Consider the following 21,510-nt stretch of genomic DNA (forward strand, 5'->3'; position numbering starts at 1 on the left):
GCTGTGGGAGTCCCTGCCGGTACCCCTTCTAGGAGGACCTCCCAAGCGCCTTGCCGTCCCGGAGCAGGTTCCGGACGCTAGAGCGCTCAGTCTTCCGGCTCGCCCAGCCCGCGGGCGGCCAGCGCCTCGCCCGTGTGGCGGGCATATGCAACGGTGGTGATGAACACCGGCAGGACCAGCGCCCGGGGATTGCGTTCCAGGCCGCGGGCTCGTGCCGAGTCCCGGACATCCGAAAAGGCCCCGGCGATGAACGGGATGCTCCGCAGCATGATGGCAATGGTCAGGGCAAAACGCTCGGGGTCAGCGCCGAACCGCCGGAACGGGCGGGCCAGCGAAACCACGCCATCGAGCAGCCGGTGTAGCGGCGTGGTGGCCGTCAGCAGGGACGCCGCCACGACGCACAGCAGGATGTTCAGCACAATCCGCGCGGCAACAGGGCCGCCCAGCTGCCACCACTGGAACGCGCCGATGACCAGCAGGATGGGAAGCAGCGGCCGCACAGCGCGGAAGAGACGCACGGTCCCGGCGCCGCTGAGCAGGAACAGTACGCACAGAACGGCCAGGGCTGCGGCGGCCAGCCGCCAGTCGACGATCAGGAACGAGGCCATTCCGCAGGCCAGGACGAGCAGGAACTTCAGCCACAGCGGCATGCGGTGGATCAGGGACGTGCCGGGCACGTAGTTGGCGAGCAGGAAGCCGTGGCCCCTCACCGGAAGTCCCCGCCTGACAGGCTCCGGGCAGACAGCGAGCGGTAATGCTCGACGGCGGCGGCAGCACCGCCGTCGTACGCTATCTGCCCGGACTCGACCATCAGGACCCGGTCCATATCCAGCGCCAGCTCCAGGTCATGGGTGGACATGATGATCTGCTGGCTGAGGCCGGCCAGGGTGCGGCGCAGCAGCTCGCGGTTCCGGAGGTCCAGGAGCGTGGAGGGCTCGTCCAGCACGAGGACTCCGGGCTCCACCGCCAGCACGGACGCCAGGGCAAGGAGCTGCCGTTCCCCGCCGGAGAGTTCGTAGATGCTCTGGTCAGCCAGCGGCAGGAGCCCGAAGCGGTCCAGCGCGGCGGCGGCCTGCTCCCGGCGTTCCTTTCCGTGCCGCACCGAACGCCGAAGGGAGAGTTCCACGTCCTCACGCCCTGTGGGCATGACCAGCTGGGAGAGGGGATCGGTGAAGACAAAGCCCACCTGCTGGCGCACGGCCCGCACGTTCCGGACCGTGTCGGCGCCGTTGACAGTCACGGTCCCTTCGGTGGGGACCACGAGGCCGTTGAGCAGGCGGAGCAGCGTTGACTTGCCGGAACCGTTGGCCCCAATGACACCGATGCGTTCCTCGGTGAGCTCCAGCGAGATGTCCTGCAGCAGAACCTTGGGGTCAGGGCGGCCGTCGACGGCCACGCTGACTCCTGCGTTCCTGAGGGAGATAATGCTCACTGCTGTGCGGAGGCTTCCGGCGCGGTGGCTTCCGGCGTCGCGGTCTTCGGTGCTGCGGCCTTCTGCGGGAGCTGCCGGACGCGGCGGACCAGCAGGTCGGGGAAGGCCTTGTGCAGGGCGATGGCCACCGTCACGGCGAGGACGTTCTTGATGATGTCGCCCGGGTAGAAGGGGAGGTCGGCGAGGAACGCCTTGGAAAAGTCCAGCTTGGCATTGACCATCATGCCGGCGATGCCGAGGCCGTGGACCAGCACAATGCTGGTGGCCATCGCGGACACAAACAGCAGCACGGCACGGAACTTGACCGTGCGGCGGATAACGACGGCGGCCAGCCAGCCCACCGCCGCGGCGGCGAGGGGGAACGCAATGATGTAGCCGGCCGAGGGGCCGGCCAGGATGCCCAGGCCGCTGCGGCCACCGCTGAAGATGGGGAGCCCGGCGAGCCCTAGCAGGGTGTACAATCCGACGGCGCCGAACGCGCGGCCGGGGCCGAGGGCGAGCCCGGTCAGCATGACGGCAAGCGTCTGGAGGGTGATGGGCACGCCGAGGCCGCCCACCGGGATGGCAGCAACCAGGGCTGACGCCGCCACGAGCGCGGCGAAGACGGCGATGAGTCCGAGGTCGGTGGCGTTCCAGCGGCGGCGCTTTGCCGGCTGCAGGGTGCCGGCGGAATGGGTCTGGGTCATGGGAGGTCCTGTCGAGGGGGTACAAACAAGTATCAGCTGGTCTCGACGTTACTTGCCCGGTAATAGCCGCATTTTGTTGGTCTTCTACAAGAGCGACTGCCCGGGGTCTGGTGCTGGGCACAAATACACCCCTCCTCTGGACAGGGAAGGCGCTCTTCCGGGGTGGGGAAGGCATGTTCTGGCAGGGTTGCACCGGCCGGTAGACTTGAACGGGCCGTTCTACGGCCGGCATCCCCGGCGTTCCTGACTTTGCGCCGTGCGTGCAACCTGCCGTGCTGCGGCATTCCCTGTTGTGAAAGGCCTTACCTGCTGTGATTACCGTTCAGGATCTTGAACTGCGCGCTGGCGCGCGCCTGCTCATGGACCAGGTGAGCTTCCGGATCGACAAGGGCGACAAGATCGGCCTCGTGGGCCGCAACGGCGCCGGCAAGACCACATTGACCCGCGTCCTGGCAGGCGAGGGCCTGCCTGCCGCCGGCAAGGTGACCCGCAGCGGCGAGATCGGGTACCTGCCCCAGGACCCCCGGACACCGGATATGGAGCAGCTGGCGCGGGACAGGATCCTGTCCGCCCGCGGCCTGGACATCGTCGTCGGCAAGCTGAAGCTGGCCCACGACGAGATGGCCAGCGAGGACGCCGCGGTCCAGCGCAAGGCGATGAACCGCTACGACCGGCTCGAATCCGAGTTCCTGGCCGCCGGCGGCTATGCTGCCGAAGCCGAGGCCGCAGCCATCTGCTCGAACCTCGCCCTGCCGGACCGCCTGCTGAACCAGCCCCTCAAGACCTTGTCCGGCGGTCAGCGGCGCCGCGTGGAGCTCGCGCGCATCCTGTACTCGGACGCCGAGACCATGCTCCTCGATGAGCCCACCAACCACCTCGACGCCGATTCCATTGCGTGGCTGCGTGACTTCCTCAAGAACCACCAGGGCGGACTGATCGTGATCAGCCACGACACCGAGCTGCTCGAAGCCACCGTCAACAAGGTGTTCCTCCTGGACGCCAACCGTGCCCAGATCGACTTCTACAACATGGACTGGAAGCGCTACCTGACCCAGCGCGAAACAGACGAACGCGCCCGCAAGCGGGAACGCGCCAACGCCGAAAAGAAGGCCCAGGTCCTTTTCGACCAGGCAAACAAGATGCGCGCCAAGGCCACCAAGGCCGTAGCCGCGCAGAACATGGCCAAGCGCGCAGAGCGGCTGCTCAGCGGGCTCGAAGCAGTGCGCGAAAACGACCGCGTGGCCGCCCTCCGCTTCCCGGATCCGTCCCCTTGCGGCAAGACACCGCTCACGGCAGAGGGCCTCAGCAAGTCCTACGGCTCGCTGGAAATCTTCACGGACGTGGACCTTGCCATCGACCGCGGCTCCAAGGTGGTCATCCTTGGCCTCAACGGTGCCGGCAAGACGACGCTCCTGCGGATGCTCGCCGGGGTGGACCGCCCAGACACCGGCGACATCGTCCCCGGGCACGGCCTCAAGGTGGGCTACTACGCCCAGGAACATGAAACCCTCGACGTCGACCGCACCGTCCTCGAGAACATGCGTTCCTCCGCCCCCGACATGAAGGATGCGGAGGTGCGCGGCATCCTGGGCTCGTTCCTGTTCTCCGGTGACGACGTCGACAAGCCGGCCGGTGTGCTCTCCGGCGGTGAGAAGACGCGCCTCGCACTGGCAACCATCGTGGCCTCCAGCGCGAACGTTCTCCTTCTGGACGAGCCCACCAACAACCTCGACCCCGCCAGCCGCGCCGAAATCCTGGGCGCACTGCGCAACTACACCGGCGCCGTCGTCCTGGTCAGCCACGACGAAGGGGCCGTCGAGGCCCTCAACCCAGAGCGCGTGGTACTGCTGCCCGACGGGGTTGAGGACCTCTGGAACGAGGACTACCTGGACCTCATCACGCTGGCCTAGAGCCCGAGGCGCCGGGCGCCGGTTATTGCTGCCAGGCCTCGCCAGAAGTCCTTTAATGTCAGACCCCCACGTCAGACTCGTTCTATGGAAGCCATTGGGGGATTCACCGTAGACCGGGCCGGACGGCCCGGTGCCGGCGGGTGGGCTGGCTTTCGTAGGTGCCAACGCCCTTCAGAGTCTTCCTGCTGAGGCGGACGTGGTTGGTCAAGCCCTGGCGCTGCTGTCAGCGGACGCGATCACCGCCGAGGACGCTGCGTTGTGGGGTTTCGGGCAGGCCGCGGATTTCGCGGACCGGCTCGAGGAGCTCTCCCGGAGGGTCGAGCACCTGCAGGTGATGGCCGCGGGCGCGGTGGACCGGTCCCGCACCGCCGCCCTCACAGCCGCCGCGTCACCCCTCGTCCCCGTCCCCGTTGCTGACCCCTCGCCGGGGGATGACGGGTCCCGGAACAGTGTCGATTTCCTTCAGGGAAGGCTGCGGATCAGCTCCGCCGAGGCCCGGCGCCGGATCGGACTGGCCGACGCCGTCCTGCCCAGGGCAGGGTTCGGCGGCCAACAGCTCCCGCCCCGCTATGAAGAACTCGCCGCCGCGGTCAGCACCGCCCAGATCAGCTCCCGCGCCGCAACCACCATCACCCTGGCCCTGGACCGGGCCCGGCATTTCACCACCCCGGCCCACACCGCCGAGATGGAACACGCACTGACCCGCACCGCCATCGAAAACGACGCCGACTTCCTCACCCGGGTCGCCAAACACTGGATTGAGGCGATCGACCAGGACGGGACCGAACCATCCGAAGCGGCCCTCCGGCAAATCCAGGGGGCCTTCGTCCGCCGGCCCAAACACGGACTGCAGCATCTGGAAATTTTTGCCACCGCCGAACAGTTCGAAACCCTCACCACCGCCATGAACACCGCCACCAACCCCCGCACCCCAACACCCAGAAACGGCGCTGGGGCTGACGGGACCGGGGCTGACCGCGCCGGTGGTGACCGCGCCGGTGGCGACGGGCCCGGTGGTGACGGGAGCGGTAAACAGGACGGCCTGGCCGGCTGGGACACCGAGGGCCTCCCGGAGGTCTCGCTAGACCACCGGTCGCAGGGTCAGAAACGGCTCGACGGGCTCGTCGGCGCCTGCCAAACAGCGCTCACCACCGACACCCTGCCCGTCACCGGCGGACACCGGCCCCAAATCCTGGCCACCATCAACTACCGCGACCTCCTCGCCGAACTCCAACAAAGACAAGACCTCCAAGGCGCCCAGGATCCGCAACCGGTTTACACCGGCCGGACCAGCGGCGGAACGGCCCTGTTCGCGTTCAGCGGGCCCGTGAGCCCTGCCACGATCCGTAAAATCGCCTGCGACGCGGACATCATCCCCATAGTGCTCGGCACCGAAGGACGCGTCCTGGACATCGGCCGCGCCTCACGGATCTTCCCACCCCACATCCGCAAAGCCATCACCGCCCGCGACCAGGGCTGCGCCTTCCCCGGCTGCACCATCCCCGCACCCTGGTGCGAAGCCCACCACATCACCTACTGGTCCCGGGGCGGAACCACCGGCAGCGGCAACGGCGTCCTGCTCTGCAGCCATCACCACCACCTCATCCACAAAGAACACTGGACCTCGAAGTCACCGCCGGGGTCCCCTGGTTCAAACCCCCGCCGAAACTCGACCCCCAACGAAAACCCCGCCGCAACAACTACTTCCGCTCCCGACCCCAACGGGAGTGAACCGGCTTGTGGGTGGCGCCGCATCCTTACCGACCGTTGGACAAGTCCGACGAAATTCCCTGCCGTGGCTTATAGAGCACTTCGCGCCACGGCAACCTCGCGCCGGCGTAGTAGCACTGATCAGCATGGTGGTCAGCCTCCGCTTCGGTAGCTAAGCTCTTCCCGCTGCGACATACGAATTCCCAAACCCGATCAGCCGCACTCGAGGAGAGCATAATGGCCGCTACCTACACCTTCGATGTCTTTTCCAGCCTCGACGGCTTCGGCGCCGCGAGCGGCAACTGGACCGGCTACTGGGGCAAACAGGGTCCCGAACTGCTTGAGCACCGCCTCGCCTTGTACAGCGAGGAGCAGCGGATGGTCTTCGGGGCCAACACGTATCGGGCGTTCGCGGAGATGCTGGCCTCAAGCAGCGAGGAGTCCGAAGTCCGCGATCCGTGGGTCACTCGGATGATTAACCTGCCGGCAACGGTGGTGTCGACCACGCTCCAAGGACCGCTCGACTGGCCGGATGCTACCGTCGTTAGTGGCGATGCAGTCGACGTCGTCGCCCGGCTCAAGGAGGAGTCCAAAGTGCCGCTGCGCTCCCACGGCAGCCTTTCGATGAACCGGGCACTGATGGCCGCGGGTCTGGTCGACCGCGTCCAGGTGACTCTCTTCCCGGTGATCACCGGTCAGACCGGAATGGGCCCGATCTTCCAGGGCGCCGCCGACTTCGACCTCGAGCTGATCGAGAGCCGGACGCTCGACGGCCACACCCAGGAGCTCATCTACCGGCCCACCCTGCACGTCTGAATCCAAGGCGGTCGTACGCAACTACTACTTCCGCCCACGATCCCCAAACGACTGAACGGCTGAGGCAGCCCCTACCGCACCCGAAGCGCGTGGGCGTCCGTAATCCGCTGCAGTTCGCCGTAGCTGATCGAGAACATGGAGTGGTGGTCGCCGGCCCCGGCCCAGAGCGTCGCGTGATCTTCGAGCGAGGCGTCCAAAAGGGTGCGAATCTTTGCGGGATGGCCCACCGGCGCAACGCCGCCCACTTCCTGGCCCGTGTGGTGCAGCACGAAGTCCGGTGCGGCACGGCGGATCCGTCCAGTGCCCAGCTGGGAGGCGACCAGCCGGACGTCCACTTTCGCGGCGCCGCTGGCGAGGATCAGCAGGGGAGTGCCGTCCACTTCGAACACCAGGCTGTTGGTGATCGCCGCAACGTCACAGCCAAGCGCATCAGCCGCGGCGGCCGCCGTCGGAACGGCGCCGGGAAGAACCGTTACTGTGTCGCGGGCTCCGGCTGCGGTCAGGGCGCGGCGCACGTTGGCCACCGGGTCGGCAAGCATGTCCGTGCTCCTGCCCTCAGTAGCCCTGGGCATCCAGGATCGCGTCTTCCTCTTCCTCCGCCGTCGGGCGCTTGCGCTTCCGGGGCGCCGGCGGACGACGGAGGGCTCCCGCGGCCGTGGCGGCAGGCTCGCCCTCCGACAACTCGGCATCCTCGGCATCCATGGCGGCGTTGCGCGCCTGCTGCCGGGCCGCATAGCCAAAGCCCACAAACATGAGGACGCCAAAGGCGAACCACTGGAGCGAGTAGGACAGGTGCGTCCCCTCGTCCACCGATGGCATGGGGAACGGTTGTGGCATGTCCGCCACCGGCGGCGTCTCCGACGCGAGCTGCCCGTAGGCGCCGGTGAGGAGCGGGGAGCCCAGTTCCGCGGAGTAGGCCGGCAGGTCAATGGAGGCAAGCTGGCCTTCCGGGGCACCGCGCTGCAGCGTGGGTTCGCTGTGCTTGAGCCGCACCACTGCCATGACCCGCCCGGACGGCGGCGCCGGAATGGAGTCCGGCCGGCCGGGGGTCTTGTTGCCGATCGGCAGCCAGCCGCGATCAATCACCACGGTTTCGCCCGACACGAGCTTGAAAGGCACCACCACCTCGTACCCGGGCTGGCCGTTGAGCGGCCGGTTGCGCACGATCCGCTGCCCGTCGACGTCGTAAGTGCCCTGGAGCTTAACCTGGGTCCATTCCCGCGACGGGTCCAGCTGATTGAACTCGTCGCGGGCCTGATCAAAGGTGATAGGAGTGGCCGAGTAGTTGGACGTGACCCGCTGGATTTCCGCCAGGGTCTCGGCCCGGCGGTCCATCTGCCAGCGGCCGAGGAAGACGCAGCCGGTGGCGAAGATCGCGGCCAGCAGGAGGTAGCCCAGCCACTTGCTGGAGAACAGGAACCTGTACATTCAGCCGTTCCCGCCGGTCTCTGCGGCCTCGAGCGGCACGGTTTCCTTCCAGAGCCCGCGCGTTTGCAGGTAGTCCTCCAGCCATGCCTTGTGCTCGCCGCATGCCAGCCACACCTTGCGGCGGTCAGGCGTGTGGATTTTGGGGTTGTTCCAGAACAACTGCCAGGACGCGTCGGCCCGGCAGGCTTTGCGGGAGCACGTGGCCGCGGACGCCGGCCCGGCAAGATCGCCGCTGCCGCCACCAAGGTTGAAAATGTTCATGAAGCTTTCTGTCCCCGGCCGTCGTCGTCTTCTTCGTCATTGATGATGAGTTCGCCCTGGAGCACCGTCGGTTCATCGTCTGTGTCGGAGCTTTCCGCAGGTCCGGATTCCTCGGCCGCCCCCAGCTCCGCGTATGGCGTGTAATCGAGCAGCGCATCGCTGTGGATCTCCGCCTTGTCCGAACCGTTGGCGATCACCACCGCGACCCAGGGCAGGAAGACCGCACCCGCCACCGCAACCAGCTTGAACCAGCCGTCCACCACGAAAATCAGGATCAGGCACACCATGCGGATGGCCATGGCGAGGGCGTACTTGATCATGCGCTCCCGCATGTCTTCGGAATGCGCTGCGGCGGCGTCCGTGATGCTGATTACTTCCGGGTGACCGGAGGTGGCGTCACGCTTTCCGGGCAACTGCTGGCCGGGCTGGGGTTCAGATGTCACGACTGTTTAATCACGCTCCAATGGCTACCCCAATTCTCTCACCATCCACAGGAGGCTCCCAATCGGGCGATAAGATCGGAGGCAGTCAAAAATCCAGCCACCACGGCGGAGCCATGCTCCGCAGAAAACCGGAGCACACATGTCTGAAGCAGCAACCACGGCCCGCAGCGTCCTCATCACCGGCGGCAACCGCGGCATCGGCCTGGCCATCGCGGAGGCATTCGTGGCCAACGGGGACAAAGTGGCCGTAACCTACCGCAGCGAATCGAAGCTGCCGGAGGGTGTCCTCGGGGTCAAGGCCGATGTGACCGACGAAGCTTCCGTAGACGCTGCGTTCGCCGAGGTTGAGGCCGCCCACGGCCCCGTCGAGGTGCTGGTGGCCAACGCAGGCATCACCAAGGACAAGCTGCTGCTGCGCATGAGCGAGGACGACTTCACATCGGTCATCGACACCAACCTGACCGGAGCCTTCCGCGTCATCAAGCGCGCTTCGAAGGGCATGATCCGGCTGCGCAGGGGCCGCGTGGTGCTCATCTCCTCCGTGTCGGGCCTGTACGGCGCACCGGGGCAGATCAACTATTCCGCCTCGAAGGCCGGCCTCGTGGGCATCGCCCGCTCCCTGACCCGTGAACTCGGTTCGCGCGGGATCACGGCGAACGTAGTGGCTCCCGGGTTCATCAACACGGACATGACCGCCGAGCTCCCGGAAGCAACCCAGAAGGATTACCTGTCCAGCATCCCCGCCGGGCGATTCGCCGATGCCTCCGAGGTGGCCAACGTGGTTCGCTGGATCTCCAGCGACGAAGCCGCCTACATTTCCGGCGCCGTGATTCCGGTCGACGGCGGCCTCGGCATGGGTCACTAGGCACTAGGCACTAGGCCGACCGGGGACATCAGGGGAGTTTTCACCACCGGCGGGGCACGGGCTTCTTTGTCGCGTTCCGACAAAGGAAACCGGCGCGCCCGCTGGCATGATGGACTTCAGGTCATCAGTGATTAGACGTTTTGAACAAAGTTAGAGCTTTAGACAAGGGAGCCCACATGGGACAGCTGGACAACAAGACAGCCATCGTCACCGGTTCTTCGCGCGGCATCGGCGCCGAAGTTGCCAAGATCCTCGCCAGCGAGGGCGCAGCCGTCGTCGTTAACTACCGCCAGAAGGCGCCGCGGGCCAACAAGGTGGTGGCCGGGATTGAGGCCGACGGCGGCCGTGCCGTCGCCGTGGGCGCCGACCTGACCAGCACCGAAGGCGTGCAGGCGCTGGCCAGCGCTGCCATGGAAAACTTCGGTTCGCTGGACGTCCTGGTCCTGAACGCCTCGGGCGGCATGGAATCGGGCATGGAAGAGGACTACGCCCTCAAGCTGAACCGCGACGCGCAGGTCAACATGCTCAACGCCGCCGCGCCCCTCATGAAGGAGGGTTCCCGCGTGGTTTTCGTGACCAGCCACCAGGCGCACTTCATCAACTCGGTCCCCACCATGCCCGAGTACGAGCCAGTGGCCCGCAGCAAGCGCGCCGGCGAGGACGCCCTGCGCGAGCTGCTGCCGAACCTGGCGGACAAGGGCATCTCCCTGGTGGTCGTGTCCGGCGACATGATCGAGGGCACCGTGACCGCCACGCTGCTGGACCGCTCCAACCCGGGCGCCATTGAGGCCCGCCGCGCCGAGGCCGGCAAGCTGTACTCTGTGGAGGAATTTGCCGCAGTGGTTGCCAGCATGGCCACCGCCGACGTCGAGTCCGGCCACACGGAATACGCCGGCGGCGCTGACTACTTCGGCAAGAACGCCGGCTAGTCACTCCCTCCGCGGGCTCCTGACGCGAGTACCCGGCACGGATCGCTTACGCGAAGGCCCGGCGCATCAGCGCCGGGCCTTCGCTGTCCCGCGCCTTCGCTGTCCCGGCGCCTTTGCTGTCCCGGCGCCTTGGCTGTCCCCGTACTGACGCCCAAATCAGGCCGCACAGGCGTTGTCCGTGCGGCCCGCGACGCCTAGGGTCATAGCCATGGCAGAGGATGCAGCAATAGCGAAGCGGAGCTATCCGGCGGGTGTGCCGTGCTGGGTGGACAGCCAGCAGCCCGACGTGGAAGCAGCCAAGAATTTCTACGGGGGACTGTTCGGTTGGGAATTCGACGCCGGTACGGCGCCGCCCGGGGAGACCGGCAGCTACGTGGTGGCCCGGCTCGGCGGCCAGGAGACCGGCGCCATCACCGGTTTAGGCGCCGGGCCCCACGGTGTCCCGGTTTGGAACACGTACATTGCGGTCGACGATGCGGACGCCGCGGTGCGGCACCTGCTGTCAGCCGGCGCAACCCTGAAATCGGCTCCTGCCGATATGGGCGCCGGAGGGGTGCGGGCCTCGCTGGCCGATCCCGAGGGTGCGGAGTTCCGCATCTGGCAGGCAGGGGAGTGGCAGGGCGCCCAGGCGGTCAACCTCCCGGGCGGCTGGAACTTCAGCGACCTCCACACAGCGGACACGGACGCTGCCGCAGATTTCTACGCCAGGGCCTTCGGCTGGGAGTTCGACCGCCTCGACTTCGGCATCATGATCCGCCGCCCCGGCTACGGCGACCATCTGGAGGCAACCGTCGACCCCGATATCCGTGCCCGGCAATCGGGAGACGCCGTACCGGCTGGCTTCGAAGACGCCGTGGGGTGGGTGGCACCGACTGCCCCGGACGAGCGGCCGCACTGGCATGTCACCTTCACCGTTGCGGACCGGGACCGGGCTGTGCGGGAGGCGGAGCGCCTTGGCGGGCATATCCTGGGGCAGGACGACACCGAGTGGACACGGACCGCCCTGGTCCGGGACCCCGGCGGTGCTGTCTTCACGGCAAGCCAGTTCACGCCGCCGTCGGGCTAATCAGGGCCCGAGGCGTCGTCGTCCGACCGGTCGGGGGAGTTCAGACCCAGAGTTTAGACTCCGGAGTGCAGACCCCAGAGTTTAAACGCCGGCGATGTGCCGCACCGCGTCGAGGTAGGGCATGTTGATGGCGGCGTCGGCCACGGCGCGGACGGCGGGCTTGGCATTGAAGGCCACCCCGATGCCCGCGGCGCCGAGCATGTCCAGGTCGTTGGCGCCGTCGCCCACGGCAATGGTGTGCTCCAGTGCGATGCCCTCGGCGGCCGACCATTCGCGGAGGTATTTTTCCTTGGCAGCACGGTCAATCACTGCCCCGAGGACCTTTCCGGTCAGGGCGCCATCCACGATCTCCAGCTCGTTGGCGATCCAGTAATCCATGCCCAGGTCCTCGGCGATGGGGCGCAGGATCTGGTTGAAGCCGCCGGACACCACCGCCACGGCATGGCCTGCAGCCTTGAACGCGCCCACCAGCTCTGCGGCTCCCTCGCTCAGCTTCACTTCCGCGCGCACGGAGTCGACGACGGCGGCCGGCAGCCCTGCGAGGACGGCCACCCGGGCGTGCAGGCTTTGCGCGAAGTCGAGTTCGCCACGCATGGCGGCTTCGGTGACCGCGGCGACTTCGTCGCGCTTTCCGGCGTACGCGGCGAGGAGTTCGATGACCTCCTGCTGGATGAGGGTAGAGTCGACGTCCATGATGAGGAGCTTGCGCTCCGCCTTCCGCAGTTCAGCGGGGACGATGGCGGTGTCCACGCCGGTCCGCTCCGTCTTCTCCTTCGCGGCGGCAATCACGTGCCGCAGTCCGGCGATGTCCGCGGCGGAACCCGACGGCACGGAAAAGTCCAGGGTGCAGACCTCGAAGCGTCCGTCGGCTGAGCTGGAGACAGCCTCGAAGGTGGCACCGGAGTCCGCCAGCAGGGACCGCAGGTTTTCCGGTTCCGAGGGGGACAATTTCAGGCCGTAGCTGACCGCAGTCACGTTCGAAGTCATGGCTGCAATCTTATCCAGCACGGCGCCGCCTCCCGAATCCGTCGCGCGGCATCGATTTCACAGCATCTAACGCAACGCACCGCAGCGGTCCCCAGCCGGCTCCCAGCAAACATCCGGCAAACCCGGAGGCCGGCCCGGCAGAATGAACGGATGATCTTTGCCCTGGTTGCCCGCCTGCGCCCGGCGCCCCCGCTGAGGGCGTCGCAGCACGTACTTTTCGGCTGGGCCGGCGCTCTCCTGGTGGCTGGTGACGCTGTTTTCTGGCTCATGTTCGCTGCCATCCAGTCGGATTCGGGGCTGGCAGCCATGGACGGTCCGGCGCATAGCCTGATGTTGGAGTCCCGGAATCCCGCCGCCACCGCGTTCTTGGCGGGCCTGACGATCGTGACCGCGCCGGAAATCCTGACCGTGATCGGCGCCGTGTTTGCACTGGCGTGGGCCGTTTGGAAGCGTGAACTGTGGCGCCCGGCCGTGCTTATGGGCGCTATGGTGCTGGCAGTCGTGGTGACCACCCTCATCAAGCAACTTGTCAGCCGGTCCCGCCCACCGTCGGCGGATTTCCTGCTCGGCCCGGATGATGCGCTCTCGTTCCCCTCGGGTCATACCGTGGGCATTGGCGTGTTCACGGTCGTGCTCGCCTACCTCGTCTTGTCACGGTCCGGAACGCGTACGACGGCGGTGCTTGGGTTCTCCGCTGCCCTGGCACTCACCGCGCTGGTTGGCTTAAGCCGGCTGTATCTGGGCTATCACTGGCTCACCGACGTCGTGGCTTCCCTCGGGGTGGCGCTGGCTGTTGCAGCGGTAGCGATGTTCACAGACGCAGCCCGGCACGGTTCTGCGAAAAGTCGCTCCGGAACGCTCAGCGGCCGGGCCCCGAACAGTTCGCAGGATGCTGATCCGTCAGCTCCGGACGCGCTGCCGTAGCAGTGCCACGGCTGCGGCCGCGACGATTGCCGCCGCCAAAGCGCTGACGCCGGAGTAGCCGGTCAAGCCCATGATGGGTCCCGCCGCCGCGCTTCCCACCGCGCCGGCCAGGGACATGGTGGCGTCCGAGAACCCCTGGACGGGAATGCGCTCCGCGGGCGTCAGGGAGGCGACAAGCAGGGTGGAACCGGCGACGGTGGTAGCCGACCAGCCTAACCCGAGAAGAATCAGGCCGACGGTGACCGAGCCCATGCTCTGGGACGCCAGTCCGGTCAGTGCCACAGCCGCGAGCAAAGTAAGGAGGCCGGCCAGTGCAGTGGTGCGCGGTCCGAGCCGGTCGGTGAGGGCGCCCATCAGCGGTGACAGAGCGTACATGCCCGCGATGTGCAGTGAGATGGTGAGACCGATCAGCGCGATGGTATCCGGATTCCCGGCGGAGTGTCCTGCGTGATGCTGCATGTGCAGCGGCGTCATGGACATCACGGCGACCATCACCGCGTGGGCCGCGATGACGGCGATGACCGCTCCGCGTGCGACGGGGTGTTCCCTGACGATCCGCCAGCCTTCCCGCCAGGCGCCCGAACGTTGTGCGACAGGAAGGAGGTCTTCCCCGTCGAGGCCGCGCCGGGTCAGGAGCGGGTCCGGGTGCAGGGTCAGCGCCACGATAGCAGCGCCCACCACCATCCCCAGCGCGGAAATCAGGAAAGGCCCCGCAGCAGGCGGGATGTCCAGCCAGCCCGCCAGGACGGCCCCGGGAGCCACCATGTTGGGCCCCGCGACGGCGCCGATGGTGATCGCCCACAACACCAGGGACAAGTCGCGTCCGCGGTGGGCGGGCTCGGCCAGGTCGGTGGCGGCGAAGCGGGCCTGCAGGTTCACCGCCGACGCCAGGCCCACGAGGAAGGCCCCGGCAAGCAGGAGTACAAAGAGTTCCGTGGCGACGGCGGCGACCATCAGGAAGGTGCCGCCGACCGCAGCGGCCAGGCCGGTGGTGAGGGCAACCCGGCGTCCCCGCTGCAGGGCCAGCCGGGAGAGCGGAATTGCCGTGGCTGCAGTGCCCAGCGTGAGGGCCGTGTTGACGGATCCGGCCCACGCTTCGGAGCCTGACAGGTCGACGGCCAGGATGGAGCCCAGGGCCAGGGTTGAGCCGTTGCCCAGGCCGGAGAAGATCTGTGCAACCGACAAGGTCCGCACGATGCGGCGCTGGGTGGAACGGGTTGCTTCGGCGATGCTGGTCAAGTCGTACGGTCCCCTCGGGCAGGTGCTCATCGTGGAAAACTCCACATGACAACTGTTATGTCATGGGTTTATGCAGTTCAACCATGAATCGCGGCCAATTGCGGGCCGGTTATCAGTCGCAAGGTGTTTTGTCCTAGTGTCTACTTCTATGAGTGATGTTCTTGAAATGGCCGCCGTCAGCGTTGTGCGCGGAGCCAAAACGCTCCTGAGCAAGGTGGACTGGCAGGTCAGTGAAGGCGAGCGGTGGGTCATCCTCGGCCCCAACGGCGCCGGCAAGACCACTCTGCTGCAGATCGCTGCCGCGAGGCTTCACCCCACCAGCGGCATCGCCGGCATCCTGGACGAAAGCCTGGGAAAGGTGGACGTCTTCGAACTGCGGCCGCGGATCGGACTCTCCTCGGCCGCCCTGGCCAACCAAATCCCCGAATACGAGACGGTGCTCAACGTCGTCGTCACTGCCGCCTACGGCGTGACCGGCCGCTGGCGCGAGGGCTACGAGAAGGACGACGAACGCCGTGCGTTCGCCCTCCTGAACGATTGGGGCATGGGTCCGCTCCTGAACCGCAAGTTTTCCACGCTCTCCGAGGGTGAACGCAAGCGCGTGCAGATTGCCAGGGCCCTCATGACCGATCCCGAACTGCTGCTGCTCGACGAGCCCGCCGCCGGCCTGGACCTTGGCGGCCGCGAGGACCTCGTGCACCGTCTGAGCCAGTTGGCCATGGACGAGGACGCCCCCGCGATCGTGCTGGTCACCCACCACCTTGAAGAAGTCCCGCCGGGCTTCACCCACGCCATGCTCATGCGCGACGGCGAAGTGGTGGCTGCCGGCCCGCTCGAAGGGGTCCTCACCTCGGGCAACCTGAGCGAGACCTTCGGCCTGCCCCTCGACGTCTCGGTGAACGCCGGCCGTTACACGGCAACCGCCCGCCGCTAGCGGCGCGGCCGGCACAGCGTGGAGTTTCTCAGCGGCGTCCTTGTGTTCTTCGCCGGCCTCTGGGCCGGCACCATCAACAGCGTTGTCGGGTCCGGAACCCTCGTCACCTTCCCGGTGCTGATCGCCCTGGGCATCGCGCCGGTGACGGCCTCCATGAGCAATGCCATGGGCCTCGTCGCCGGTGGGGCGGCCGGTGCATGGGGTTACCGCCGCGAGCTGAAGGGCCGCGGCCGGCAACTCCTGCGGCTGCTCCCGGCGTCCCTGCTGGGCGGCATCAGCGGAGCCTGGCTCCTGCTCCATCTGCCGGAGAAGGTCTTCCATTACGCAGCGCCGCTGCTAATTGTCCTGGCCCTGCTCATGGTTGTGTTCCAGCCCAGGCTCCAGCGCTGGGTGCGGAACCGTGAAGAGAACCCGGAGCACGCCCTCCGCGACAAGCACCACGGTATTTTGCTGGTGGTGCTTGTTTTCCTCGCCGGGGTATACGGCGGTTACTTTGTTGCGGCACAGGGAATCCTGCTGGTGGGCATCCTCGGCGTGTTCATGACGGGCACCATCCAGAACGCCAACGCCATGAAGAACGTCCTGGTGCTCGGCGTGAACCTGATCGCGGCCGCCTCTTATCTGCTGTTTGCCTTCGACCGGATCAACTGGGCCGTGGTGGCCCTCATCGCCGTCAGCTCCCTCATCGGCGGCCTCGTCGGCGCCAAGGTGGGCCGCCGGCTGTCCCCGCCTGTCCTGCGCGGCGTGATTTTTGCCCTCGGCCTCGTGGCGCTCGGCTTCCTGGTCGCTAACCTGCTCAAGTGATTACTGAAATGCAAGTGATTATCGAAATGACTGCCCGGTGACTTTCCACTATCTCGAGTCCGCCGCGGATCCGCGCGTCGCCGACTACACCCAGCTGACGGACGTCCACCTGCGGAAACTCCGCGAACCCGCCGAGGGCATGTACATCGCCGAATCCTCCCGCGTCCTCCGGCGCGCCCTCGCCGCCGGGCACCGGCCGCGGTCGTTCTTCCTCGCTGAAAAGTGGGTTCCGGACCTCGCCGACATCTTCGAGCAGTACCCCGACGTTCCGGCTTACATCGGCAGCGCCGGCCTCCTGGAGGACATCACCGGATTCCACCTCCACCGCGGAGCCATGGCGGCCATGCACCGCCCGGCGCCGGTCCCGCTGCCGGAACTGCTGGCCGGAGCCCGGCGCGTGGCAGTGCTGGAGGACATCGTGGACCACACCAACGTGGGGGCCATCTTCCGGTCGGCGGCGGCGCTGGACGTCGACGCCGTCCTGGTCTCGCCCCGCTGCGGCGATCCGCTGTACCGCCGCAGTGTCCGCGTCAGCATGGGCACGGTCTTCCAGGTACCGTGGGCCAGGCTGGATAGCTGGCCGCAGGACCTGACCCTTCTCAAGGAGCAGGGGTTCACGGTGGCGGCGATGGAGCTCACCGACGACGCCGTCGGCCTGGACGAGCTGGCAGCAAGAAACCCGGCGCGGCTCGCCCTGGTGCTGGGTACGGAAGGTGCCGGCATGAGCGCTGAGACCCTCGCCGCCGTCGACCTCGCCGTCAAGATCCCGATGCGCGCGGGCGTGGACTCACTCAACGTTGCGGCGGCGTCCGCCGTCGCATTCTGGGAGCTGCGGCCGCGGGCCTGACCAAGGGCAGCGGCGGGTTCGTTAGATCCTCCACCATCGGCTATGATTGACAGCTGGTTCCACTGTGTTTTTCGCCGTCCTTCCGGGTGGCCAATGCACGGATGGAAGCCATCCCATTCATACCTGGCAGCTGGCAAAATCCAGCTGCGTGAACAAAGGCCCCATTATGAAGTCGAACACCCACCCGAAGTACGAAGCTGTTGTTTTCAACGACCTGGCCTCCGGCACGAAGTTCCTGACCCGCTCCACCGTGTCTTCCTCGAAGACCATCGAGTGGGAAGACGGCAACACCTACCCGGTCATCGACGTCGAAATCTCCTCCGAGTCCCACCCGTTCTACACGGGCAAGCAGCGCATCATGGACTCCGCTGGCCGCGTCGAGCGCTTCAACGCTCGCTTCAAGGGCTTCGGCGGCAAGAAGTAATTCACTTCTCCCCAAGGTTCTTTGGAAAGCCCGCACCGGCAACGGTGCGGGCTTTTCGCGTTTGTGCGGCAGGATGGAAGGCATGACTGCCACGCCAATATCTGCAGGGGGAGAGGCGGCCCCGGGGCTGCACGGTGAGTACAAGGTCCCGGGCGGCAAGCTTGTGGTGGTGGACCTCGACGTCGAGGACGGCGTCTTCACGGACGTTTCCCTCAGCGGCGACTTCTTCCTCGAACCGGATGAGGCCCTCGTGGCCATTAACGGCGCCTTGGGAGGACTGCCGGAAAGTTCGACGGCGGCAGACATCGCCTCCGCCGTGGAGGCCTCCCTCCCGGAGGACGCCGTGCTGTTCGGTTTCTCGGCCGACGCCGTCGCCATCGCCGTCCGCAGGGCGCTGGCCAAGGCCACCGCGTGGACGGACCACCACTGGAACATCATCGCGCCCGGCGTGCTGCCCACGCACCTGAACGTGGCGCTGGACGAGGTGCTCACCGAGGAGGTCGGTGCCGGGCGCCGCAACCCCACCATCCGCTTCTGGGACTGGGAGGAACCGTCGGTGGTGATCGGCAGCTTCCAGTCCTACCGCAATGAGGTGCATCCCGACGGCGTGTCCCGGCACGGCATCACCGTGGTCCGGCGCATCAGCGGCGGGGGAGCGATGTTCATGGAGGCGGGCAACTGCATCACCTATTCGCTCTACCTGCCACAGACGCTCGTGGACGGGATCAGCTTCGCCGACTCCTACGCGTTCCTCGACGCCTGGGTCATGGCGTCCCTGAAGAAGCTCGGCATCGACGCCTTCTACGTCCCGCTCAACGACATCGCCACCGGCCAGGGCAAGATCGGCGGCGCAGCGCAGAAGCGGCTCGCCAACGGTGGCATGCTCCACCACGTGACCATGAGTTACGACATCGACGCCGACAAGATGGTGGACGTGCTCCGGATCGGCAAGGAAAAGCTATCGGACAAGGGAACCACCAGCGCCAAGAAACGCGTGGACCCGCTGCGCCGCCAGACCGGCCTGGCCCGGACGGAAATCGTGGCAACCATGATGGAGGTGTTCGCCGAGCGCTACGGAGCCACGCCGTCGGAGATCACGGCCCAGGAGCTGGAGACCGCCCGTGAACGTGTCGCATCAAAGTTCGGCACGGACGGGTGGCTGCACCGGGTGCCCTAAACCCGATAGTGCCTGCGCGGACAGCGCACGGTGCAGGTGGCTCCGCTGTTCGATGATGATCCGGCGCAGGGCACGCGGGGCGTCGGTGTGCCCTGAAAGCCAGCGGTCCGTGAGGGCCACCACCGGATGATCCTCGGGGTTCCCGGCCGGCTCCAGATCCTGGACCCCTGGGTAGAGCCCGCGGACGGTGCGGCTGGCGATCTCGATGCTCCGCTCCGCCCACACCGTTTCCAGGCACTCGAAGTATGGCTCCACAAACGGTTGCAGAAGTTCTTCGGCGGCGGTGTTGAACCCGGCGATGGTCGCGCTGAGCAGCTGGTTGGAGAGCTCCGTCCCGCGGACCGCTGCCTCCCAGGCCGCGGCCTTGACCGCCGCGTCCGGCCGGGCTGCCAGCGCCGTGGCGTGCCCGGCGCGTCCGGAGGCCGTGGTGTCCCTGGCCAGCTCGGCGTCGAGCTCCTGCTCCGTGGCCAGACCACGGGCCGCCAGGGCATGCCACAGGCTCCAGCGGAGCTCCGCGTCCACGGACAGTCCGGGCATACGCTCGCTGCCGTCCAGCAGCCCGCGAAGCAGCGACGCCTGGCTGCCCTCTGTGCGGCTGACCGTGGCAAGCGTTCTGGCCCAGGCAAGCTGCTGGTCCGAGCCGGGCTCCGCCGCATACAGCTCCCGTGCCGCGCCCTCGGCAAAGGACTTCCTTAGGGCTCCGCGTTCCCGGGCCGGAACGTACTGTTCAAGGGCCATGGTGGCGTTGCCCAGAATGTTGAGCAGGACGCCGATTCCGGACTCGGCAGCAGCGAAGCGGAGGACAGCGTCCACATACTGGGAAGCCGGTGCAATGCCGTCGCGGGCCGAATTCCACAACGCGGACCAGCACAGGGCACGGGCCATGGGGTCGCTGATCCGGTCCAGCGAGGAACGGACTGTGGCCTCGGAGCCCGGATCCAGCCGCACCTTGGCATAGCTCAGGTCCTCGTCATTGACCAGGAGCAGAGCCGGCCGGGCTTTCCCGGACAGAGCCGTGATTTCCTGGGCCCCGCCGGCCAGGTCAGTCTCCACGGAGTCAGTCCGGACCAGCATGCCGGCGGCGTCGAAGTTGTACAGCCCGATGCGCAGCCGGTGCGGGCGCGGCTCCCACCGGCCGGTGACGGGATCAGGCGCGTCCTGCAGCAGCGTGACCCGCCCGAGGATGGCCGGACCGTCAACCGTTTCAGCCGTCTCCAGCTCGGCGCTCAGCGTGGAAATGCCCGAGGTCTGGAGCCACTGCCGGGCCCACGCGGTGAGGTCGCGGCCCGAGGAAACGGTCAGTGCTCCGAGCAGGTCAGCCAGCGTGGTGTTGCCGTACTCGTGGTCCCTGAAGTACCGGCGGGAGCCGGCAATGAAGGCGTCGAAGCCGACGTAGGCGACGAGCTGCTTCAGGACGGAGGCGCCCTTCGCGTACGTGATGCCGTCGAAGTTCTGCTTGGCCGCCTCGAGGTCGGGGATGTCGGCGACGATGGGGTGGGTGGTGGGCAGCTGGTCCTGGACGTAGGCCCAGGCCTTGCGGTTGTTTGCGAAGTTAACCCAGGCGGTGTCCCAGTCCGTGGCGCGGTCCACGCCGAGGGTGCCCATGTAGTCCGCGAAGGATTCCTTCAGCCACAGGTCGTCCCACCATTGCATGGTCACGAGGTCGCCGAACCACATGTGCGCCATCTCGTGCAGCAGGGTGTTGGCGCGGCCCTGATACTGGGAATCCGCGGCCCGTGAGGTGAACACGTAGTTTTCCGTGAAGGTAACCAGCCCGGGATTTTCCATAGCCCCGAGGTTGTATTCGGGCACGAAGGCCTGGTCGTACTTGCCCCAGGGGTAGGGGTAGTCGAACAGCCCGTCAAAGAATTCCAGGCCCTGCTTGGTGAGCCTGAACAGCTCGGCGGCGTCGAACGAGGGCGCCATGGAAGCCCGGCAGTAAAGTGCCAGCGGCACGTCAAGGCGGGTCCCGCCGTCGTCCGTCCTGCTCCAGTGGTCCTCAGCCTTGAAGTAGGGACCGGCCAGCACCGAGGTGATGTAGGTGGACATGGGCAGGGTGGGAACGAAGTCCCAGCGGGACGCCGCGGCATCCTCCGCCAGCGGCAGGCGCGCAGCCTCGGCGCCGTTGGAGGCCACCTCCCAGCCGGCCGGGGCGGTGACGGAGAAGGTGAACCGGGCCTTGAGGTCGGGCTGTTCGAAGTTCGCGAAGACCCGGCGGGCATCGGCCGGTTCGTACTGGGTGTAGAGGTAGCACTGGCCGTCGGCGGGGTCGAAGAACCGGTGCATGCCCTCGCCGGAGCTGCTGTAGAGGGCAGTTCCGGTGACCGTCACCTTGTTCTCAGCCTGCAGGTTGTCCAGCCGGATCCGTGCCCCGTCCACCACGTCGGGAAGCGGCAGTTCCACGCCATTCAGGACCACGCTGTGCACGTCCGTGGCGATGAAGTCCAGGAAGGTGGATGCTCCAGGCCGCGCCGCCGAGAAGGCGATGGTGCTGCGGCTGGCGTAGCCTGCCGTGTCAGGATCCGGTGCGCTGCGGACGTCGAGTGAGACGTCGTAGCTGTGGGTGGTGATCAGGGCGGACCGCTCTGCCGCTTCGTTGCGCTGGAGGTTCTGATTCGACACCAAGCT

22 protein-coding genes are annotated in these 21,510 nt (G+C 67.0%); 12 read left to right on the forward strand and 10 right to left on the reverse strand.

The window, feature by feature from the left end:
• Positions 1-86: 86 nt before the first annotated feature.
• From QFZ33_RS14355 to QFZ33_RS14365, 3 genes are read right to left on the reverse strand one after another with little or no spacing between them, the layout of a single operon-like run.
• Complete coding sequence (locus QFZ33_RS14355; RefSeq protein ID WP_307028512.1) at positions 87-710, reverse strand: energy-coupling factor transporter transmembrane component T family protein; 624 nt, start codon at positions 708-710, stop codon at positions 87-89.
• Complete coding sequence (locus QFZ33_RS14360) at positions 707-1,432, reverse strand: energy-coupling factor ABC transporter ATP-binding protein (protein ID WP_307028514.1); 726 nt, start codon at positions 1,430-1,432, stop codon at positions 707-709. The genes QFZ33_RS14355 and QFZ33_RS14360 overlap by 4 nt, the downstream gene beginning before the upstream one ends.
• The gene (locus QFZ33_RS14365) at positions 1,429-2,118 is read right to left on the reverse strand and encodes a biotin transporter BioY (protein WP_307028516.1); all 690 of its coding nucleotides are present in this window, start codon (positions 2,116-2,118) and stop codon (positions 1,429-1,431) included. Before QFZ33_RS14365 ends, QFZ33_RS14360 begins: the two co-directional genes overlap by 4 nt.
• Positions 2,119-2,429: 311 nt before the next feature.
• Between QFZ33_RS14365 and QFZ33_RS14370 the strand changes: the two genes are divergently transcribed.
• From QFZ33_RS14370 to QFZ33_RS14380, 3 genes are all read left to right on the forward strand, one after another.
• Positions 2,430-4,028 carry an ABC-F family ATP-binding cassette domain-containing protein gene (locus tag QFZ33_RS14370; protein ID WP_307028518.1) on the forward strand — a complete coding sequence of 533 codons (1,599 nt, stop codon included), beginning with the start codon at positions 2,430-2,432 and terminating at the stop codon, positions 4,026-4,028.
• A gap of 196 nt (positions 4,029-4,224) precedes the next feature.
• On the forward strand, positions 4,225-5,910 hold the full coding sequence (locus tag QFZ33_RS14375) for an HNH endonuclease (RefSeq protein WP_307028520.1): 1,686 nt from the start codon (positions 4,225-4,227) through the stop codon (positions 5,908-5,910).
• A gap of 65 nt (positions 5,911-5,975) precedes the next feature.
• Positions 5,976-6,554, forward strand: coding sequence for a dihydrofolate reductase family protein (locus QFZ33_RS14380; protein WP_307028522.1), 579 nt, complete (start codon positions 5,976-5,978; stop codon positions 6,552-6,554).
• A gap of 71 nt (positions 6,555-6,625) precedes the next feature.
• Here QFZ33_RS14380 and QFZ33_RS14385 read toward each other — a convergent pair whose 3' ends face one another.
• From QFZ33_RS14385 to QFZ33_RS14400, 4 genes are read right to left on the reverse strand one after another with little or no spacing between them, the layout of a single operon-like run.
• Positions 6,626-7,093 carry a YbaK/EbsC family protein gene (locus tag QFZ33_RS14385; RefSeq protein WP_307028524.1) on the reverse strand — a complete coding sequence of 156 codons (468 nt, stop codon included), beginning with the start codon at positions 7,091-7,093 and terminating at the stop codon, positions 6,626-6,628.
• 16 nt (positions 7,094-7,109) lie between these two features.
• A complete protein-coding gene (locus QFZ33_RS14390) occupies positions 7,110-7,982 on the reverse strand; it encodes an SURF1 family cytochrome oxidase biogenesis protein (protein ID WP_307028526.1) in 873 nt (290 codons plus the stop codon).
• The gene (locus QFZ33_RS14395; RefSeq protein ID WP_307028528.1) at positions 7,983-8,243 is read right to left on the reverse strand and encodes a hypothetical protein; all 261 of its coding nucleotides are present in this window, start codon (positions 8,241-8,243) and stop codon (positions 7,983-7,985) included.
• Positions 8,240-8,686, reverse strand: coding sequence for a DUF3099 domain-containing protein (locus QFZ33_RS14400; RefSeq protein ID WP_373427281.1), 447 nt, complete (start codon positions 8,684-8,686; stop codon positions 8,240-8,242). Before QFZ33_RS14400 ends, QFZ33_RS14395 begins: the two co-directional genes overlap by 4 nt.
• Before the next feature lie 139 nt (positions 8,687-8,825).
• Between QFZ33_RS14400 and QFZ33_RS14405 the strand changes: the two genes are divergently transcribed.
• The 3 genes from QFZ33_RS14405 (at position 8,826) to QFZ33_RS14415 (ending at position 11,546) form a co-directional block, all read left to right on the forward strand.
• Complete coding sequence (locus QFZ33_RS14405; protein WP_214854227.1) at positions 8,826-9,551, forward strand: beta-ketoacyl-ACP reductase; 726 nt, start codon at positions 8,826-8,828, stop codon at positions 9,549-9,551.
• Between the two features lie 176 nt (positions 9,552-9,727).
• A complete protein-coding gene (locus tag QFZ33_RS14410; protein WP_307028530.1) occupies positions 9,728-10,480 on the forward strand; it encodes an SDR family oxidoreductase in 753 nt (250 codons plus the stop codon).
• A gap of 208 nt (positions 10,481-10,688) precedes the next feature.
• Positions 10,689-11,546 carry a VOC family protein gene (locus tag QFZ33_RS14415; protein ID WP_307028532.1) on the forward strand — a complete coding sequence of 286 codons (858 nt, stop codon included), beginning with the start codon at positions 10,689-10,691 and terminating at the stop codon, positions 11,544-11,546.
• An 81-nt stretch (positions 11,547-11,627) separates the two neighbouring features.
• Here the strand turns inward: QFZ33_RS14415 and serB are convergent, their stop codons facing one another.
• Positions 11,628-12,533: a phosphoserine phosphatase SerB gene (gene serB / locus QFZ33_RS14420; protein ID WP_307028534.1), complete on the reverse strand. Its 906-nt coding sequence runs from the start codon at positions 12,531-12,533 to the stop codon at positions 11,628-11,630.
• Between the two features lie 150 nt (positions 12,534-12,683).
• Between serB and QFZ33_RS14425 the strand changes: the two genes are divergently transcribed.
• On the forward strand, positions 12,684-13,457 hold the full coding sequence (locus QFZ33_RS14425) for a phosphatase PAP2 family protein (protein ID WP_307028538.1): 774 nt from the start codon (positions 12,684-12,686) through the stop codon (positions 13,455-13,457).
• Here the strand turns inward: QFZ33_RS14425 and QFZ33_RS14430 are convergent.
• Positions 13,434-14,741, reverse strand: a complete 1,308-nt coding sequence (locus tag QFZ33_RS14430) for an MFS transporter (RefSeq protein ID WP_307028540.1) — start codon at positions 14,739-14,741, stop codon at positions 13,434-13,436. The genes QFZ33_RS14425 and QFZ33_RS14430 overlap by 24 nt on opposite strands.
• Positions 14,742-14,844: 103 nt before the next feature.
• On the opposite strand from QFZ33_RS14430, the gene QFZ33_RS14435 reads away from it, so the two are divergent.
• The 5 genes from QFZ33_RS14435 (at position 14,845) to QFZ33_RS14455 (ending at position 18,882) form a co-directional block, all read left to right on the forward strand.
• Positions 14,845-15,630, forward strand: coding sequence for an ABC transporter ATP-binding protein (locus QFZ33_RS14435; RefSeq protein WP_307028541.1), 786 nt, complete (start codon positions 14,845-14,847; stop codon positions 15,628-15,630).
• An 18-nt stretch (positions 15,631-15,648) separates the two neighbouring features.
• The gene (locus QFZ33_RS14440) at positions 15,649-16,434 is read left to right on the forward strand and encodes a sulfite exporter TauE/SafE family protein (RefSeq protein WP_307028543.1); all 786 of its coding nucleotides are present in this window, start codon (positions 15,649-15,651) and stop codon (positions 16,432-16,434) included.
• 37 nt (positions 16,435-16,471) lie between these two features.
• A complete protein-coding gene (locus tag QFZ33_RS14445) occupies positions 16,472-17,281 on the forward strand; it encodes a TrmH family RNA methyltransferase (protein ID WP_307028545.1) in 810 nt (269 codons plus the stop codon).
• Between the two features lie 166 nt (positions 17,282-17,447).
• Positions 17,448-17,705 (forward strand): type B 50S ribosomal protein L31, encoded by a 258-nt coding sequence (locus tag QFZ33_RS14450; RefSeq protein WP_102973586.1) that lies wholly within the window; start codon positions 17,448-17,450, stop codon positions 17,703-17,705.
• An 82-nt stretch (positions 17,706-17,787) separates the two neighbouring features.
• Entirely contained in the window at positions 17,788-18,882 is a 1,095-nt protein-coding gene (locus QFZ33_RS14455) for a lipoyl protein ligase domain-containing protein (protein ID WP_307028547.1), read from the forward strand.
• Here QFZ33_RS14455 and pepN read toward each other — a convergent pair.
• The gene (pepN, locus tag QFZ33_RS14460) at positions 18,841-21,504 is read right to left on the reverse strand and encodes an aminopeptidase N (RefSeq protein ID WP_307028549.1); all 2,664 of its coding nucleotides are present in this window, start codon (positions 21,502-21,504) and stop codon (positions 18,841-18,843) included. The two genes, QFZ33_RS14455 and pepN, sit on opposite strands and share 42 nt — an antisense overlap.
• Positions 21,505-21,510: the final 6 nt, after the last annotated feature.

Origin of the sequence: Arthrobacter globiformis (assembly GCF_030815865.1) — a bacterium.
GTDB classification, from domain to species: Bacteria; Actinomycetota; Actinomycetes; order Actinomycetales; family Micrococcaceae; genus Arthrobacter; species Arthrobacter globiformis_B.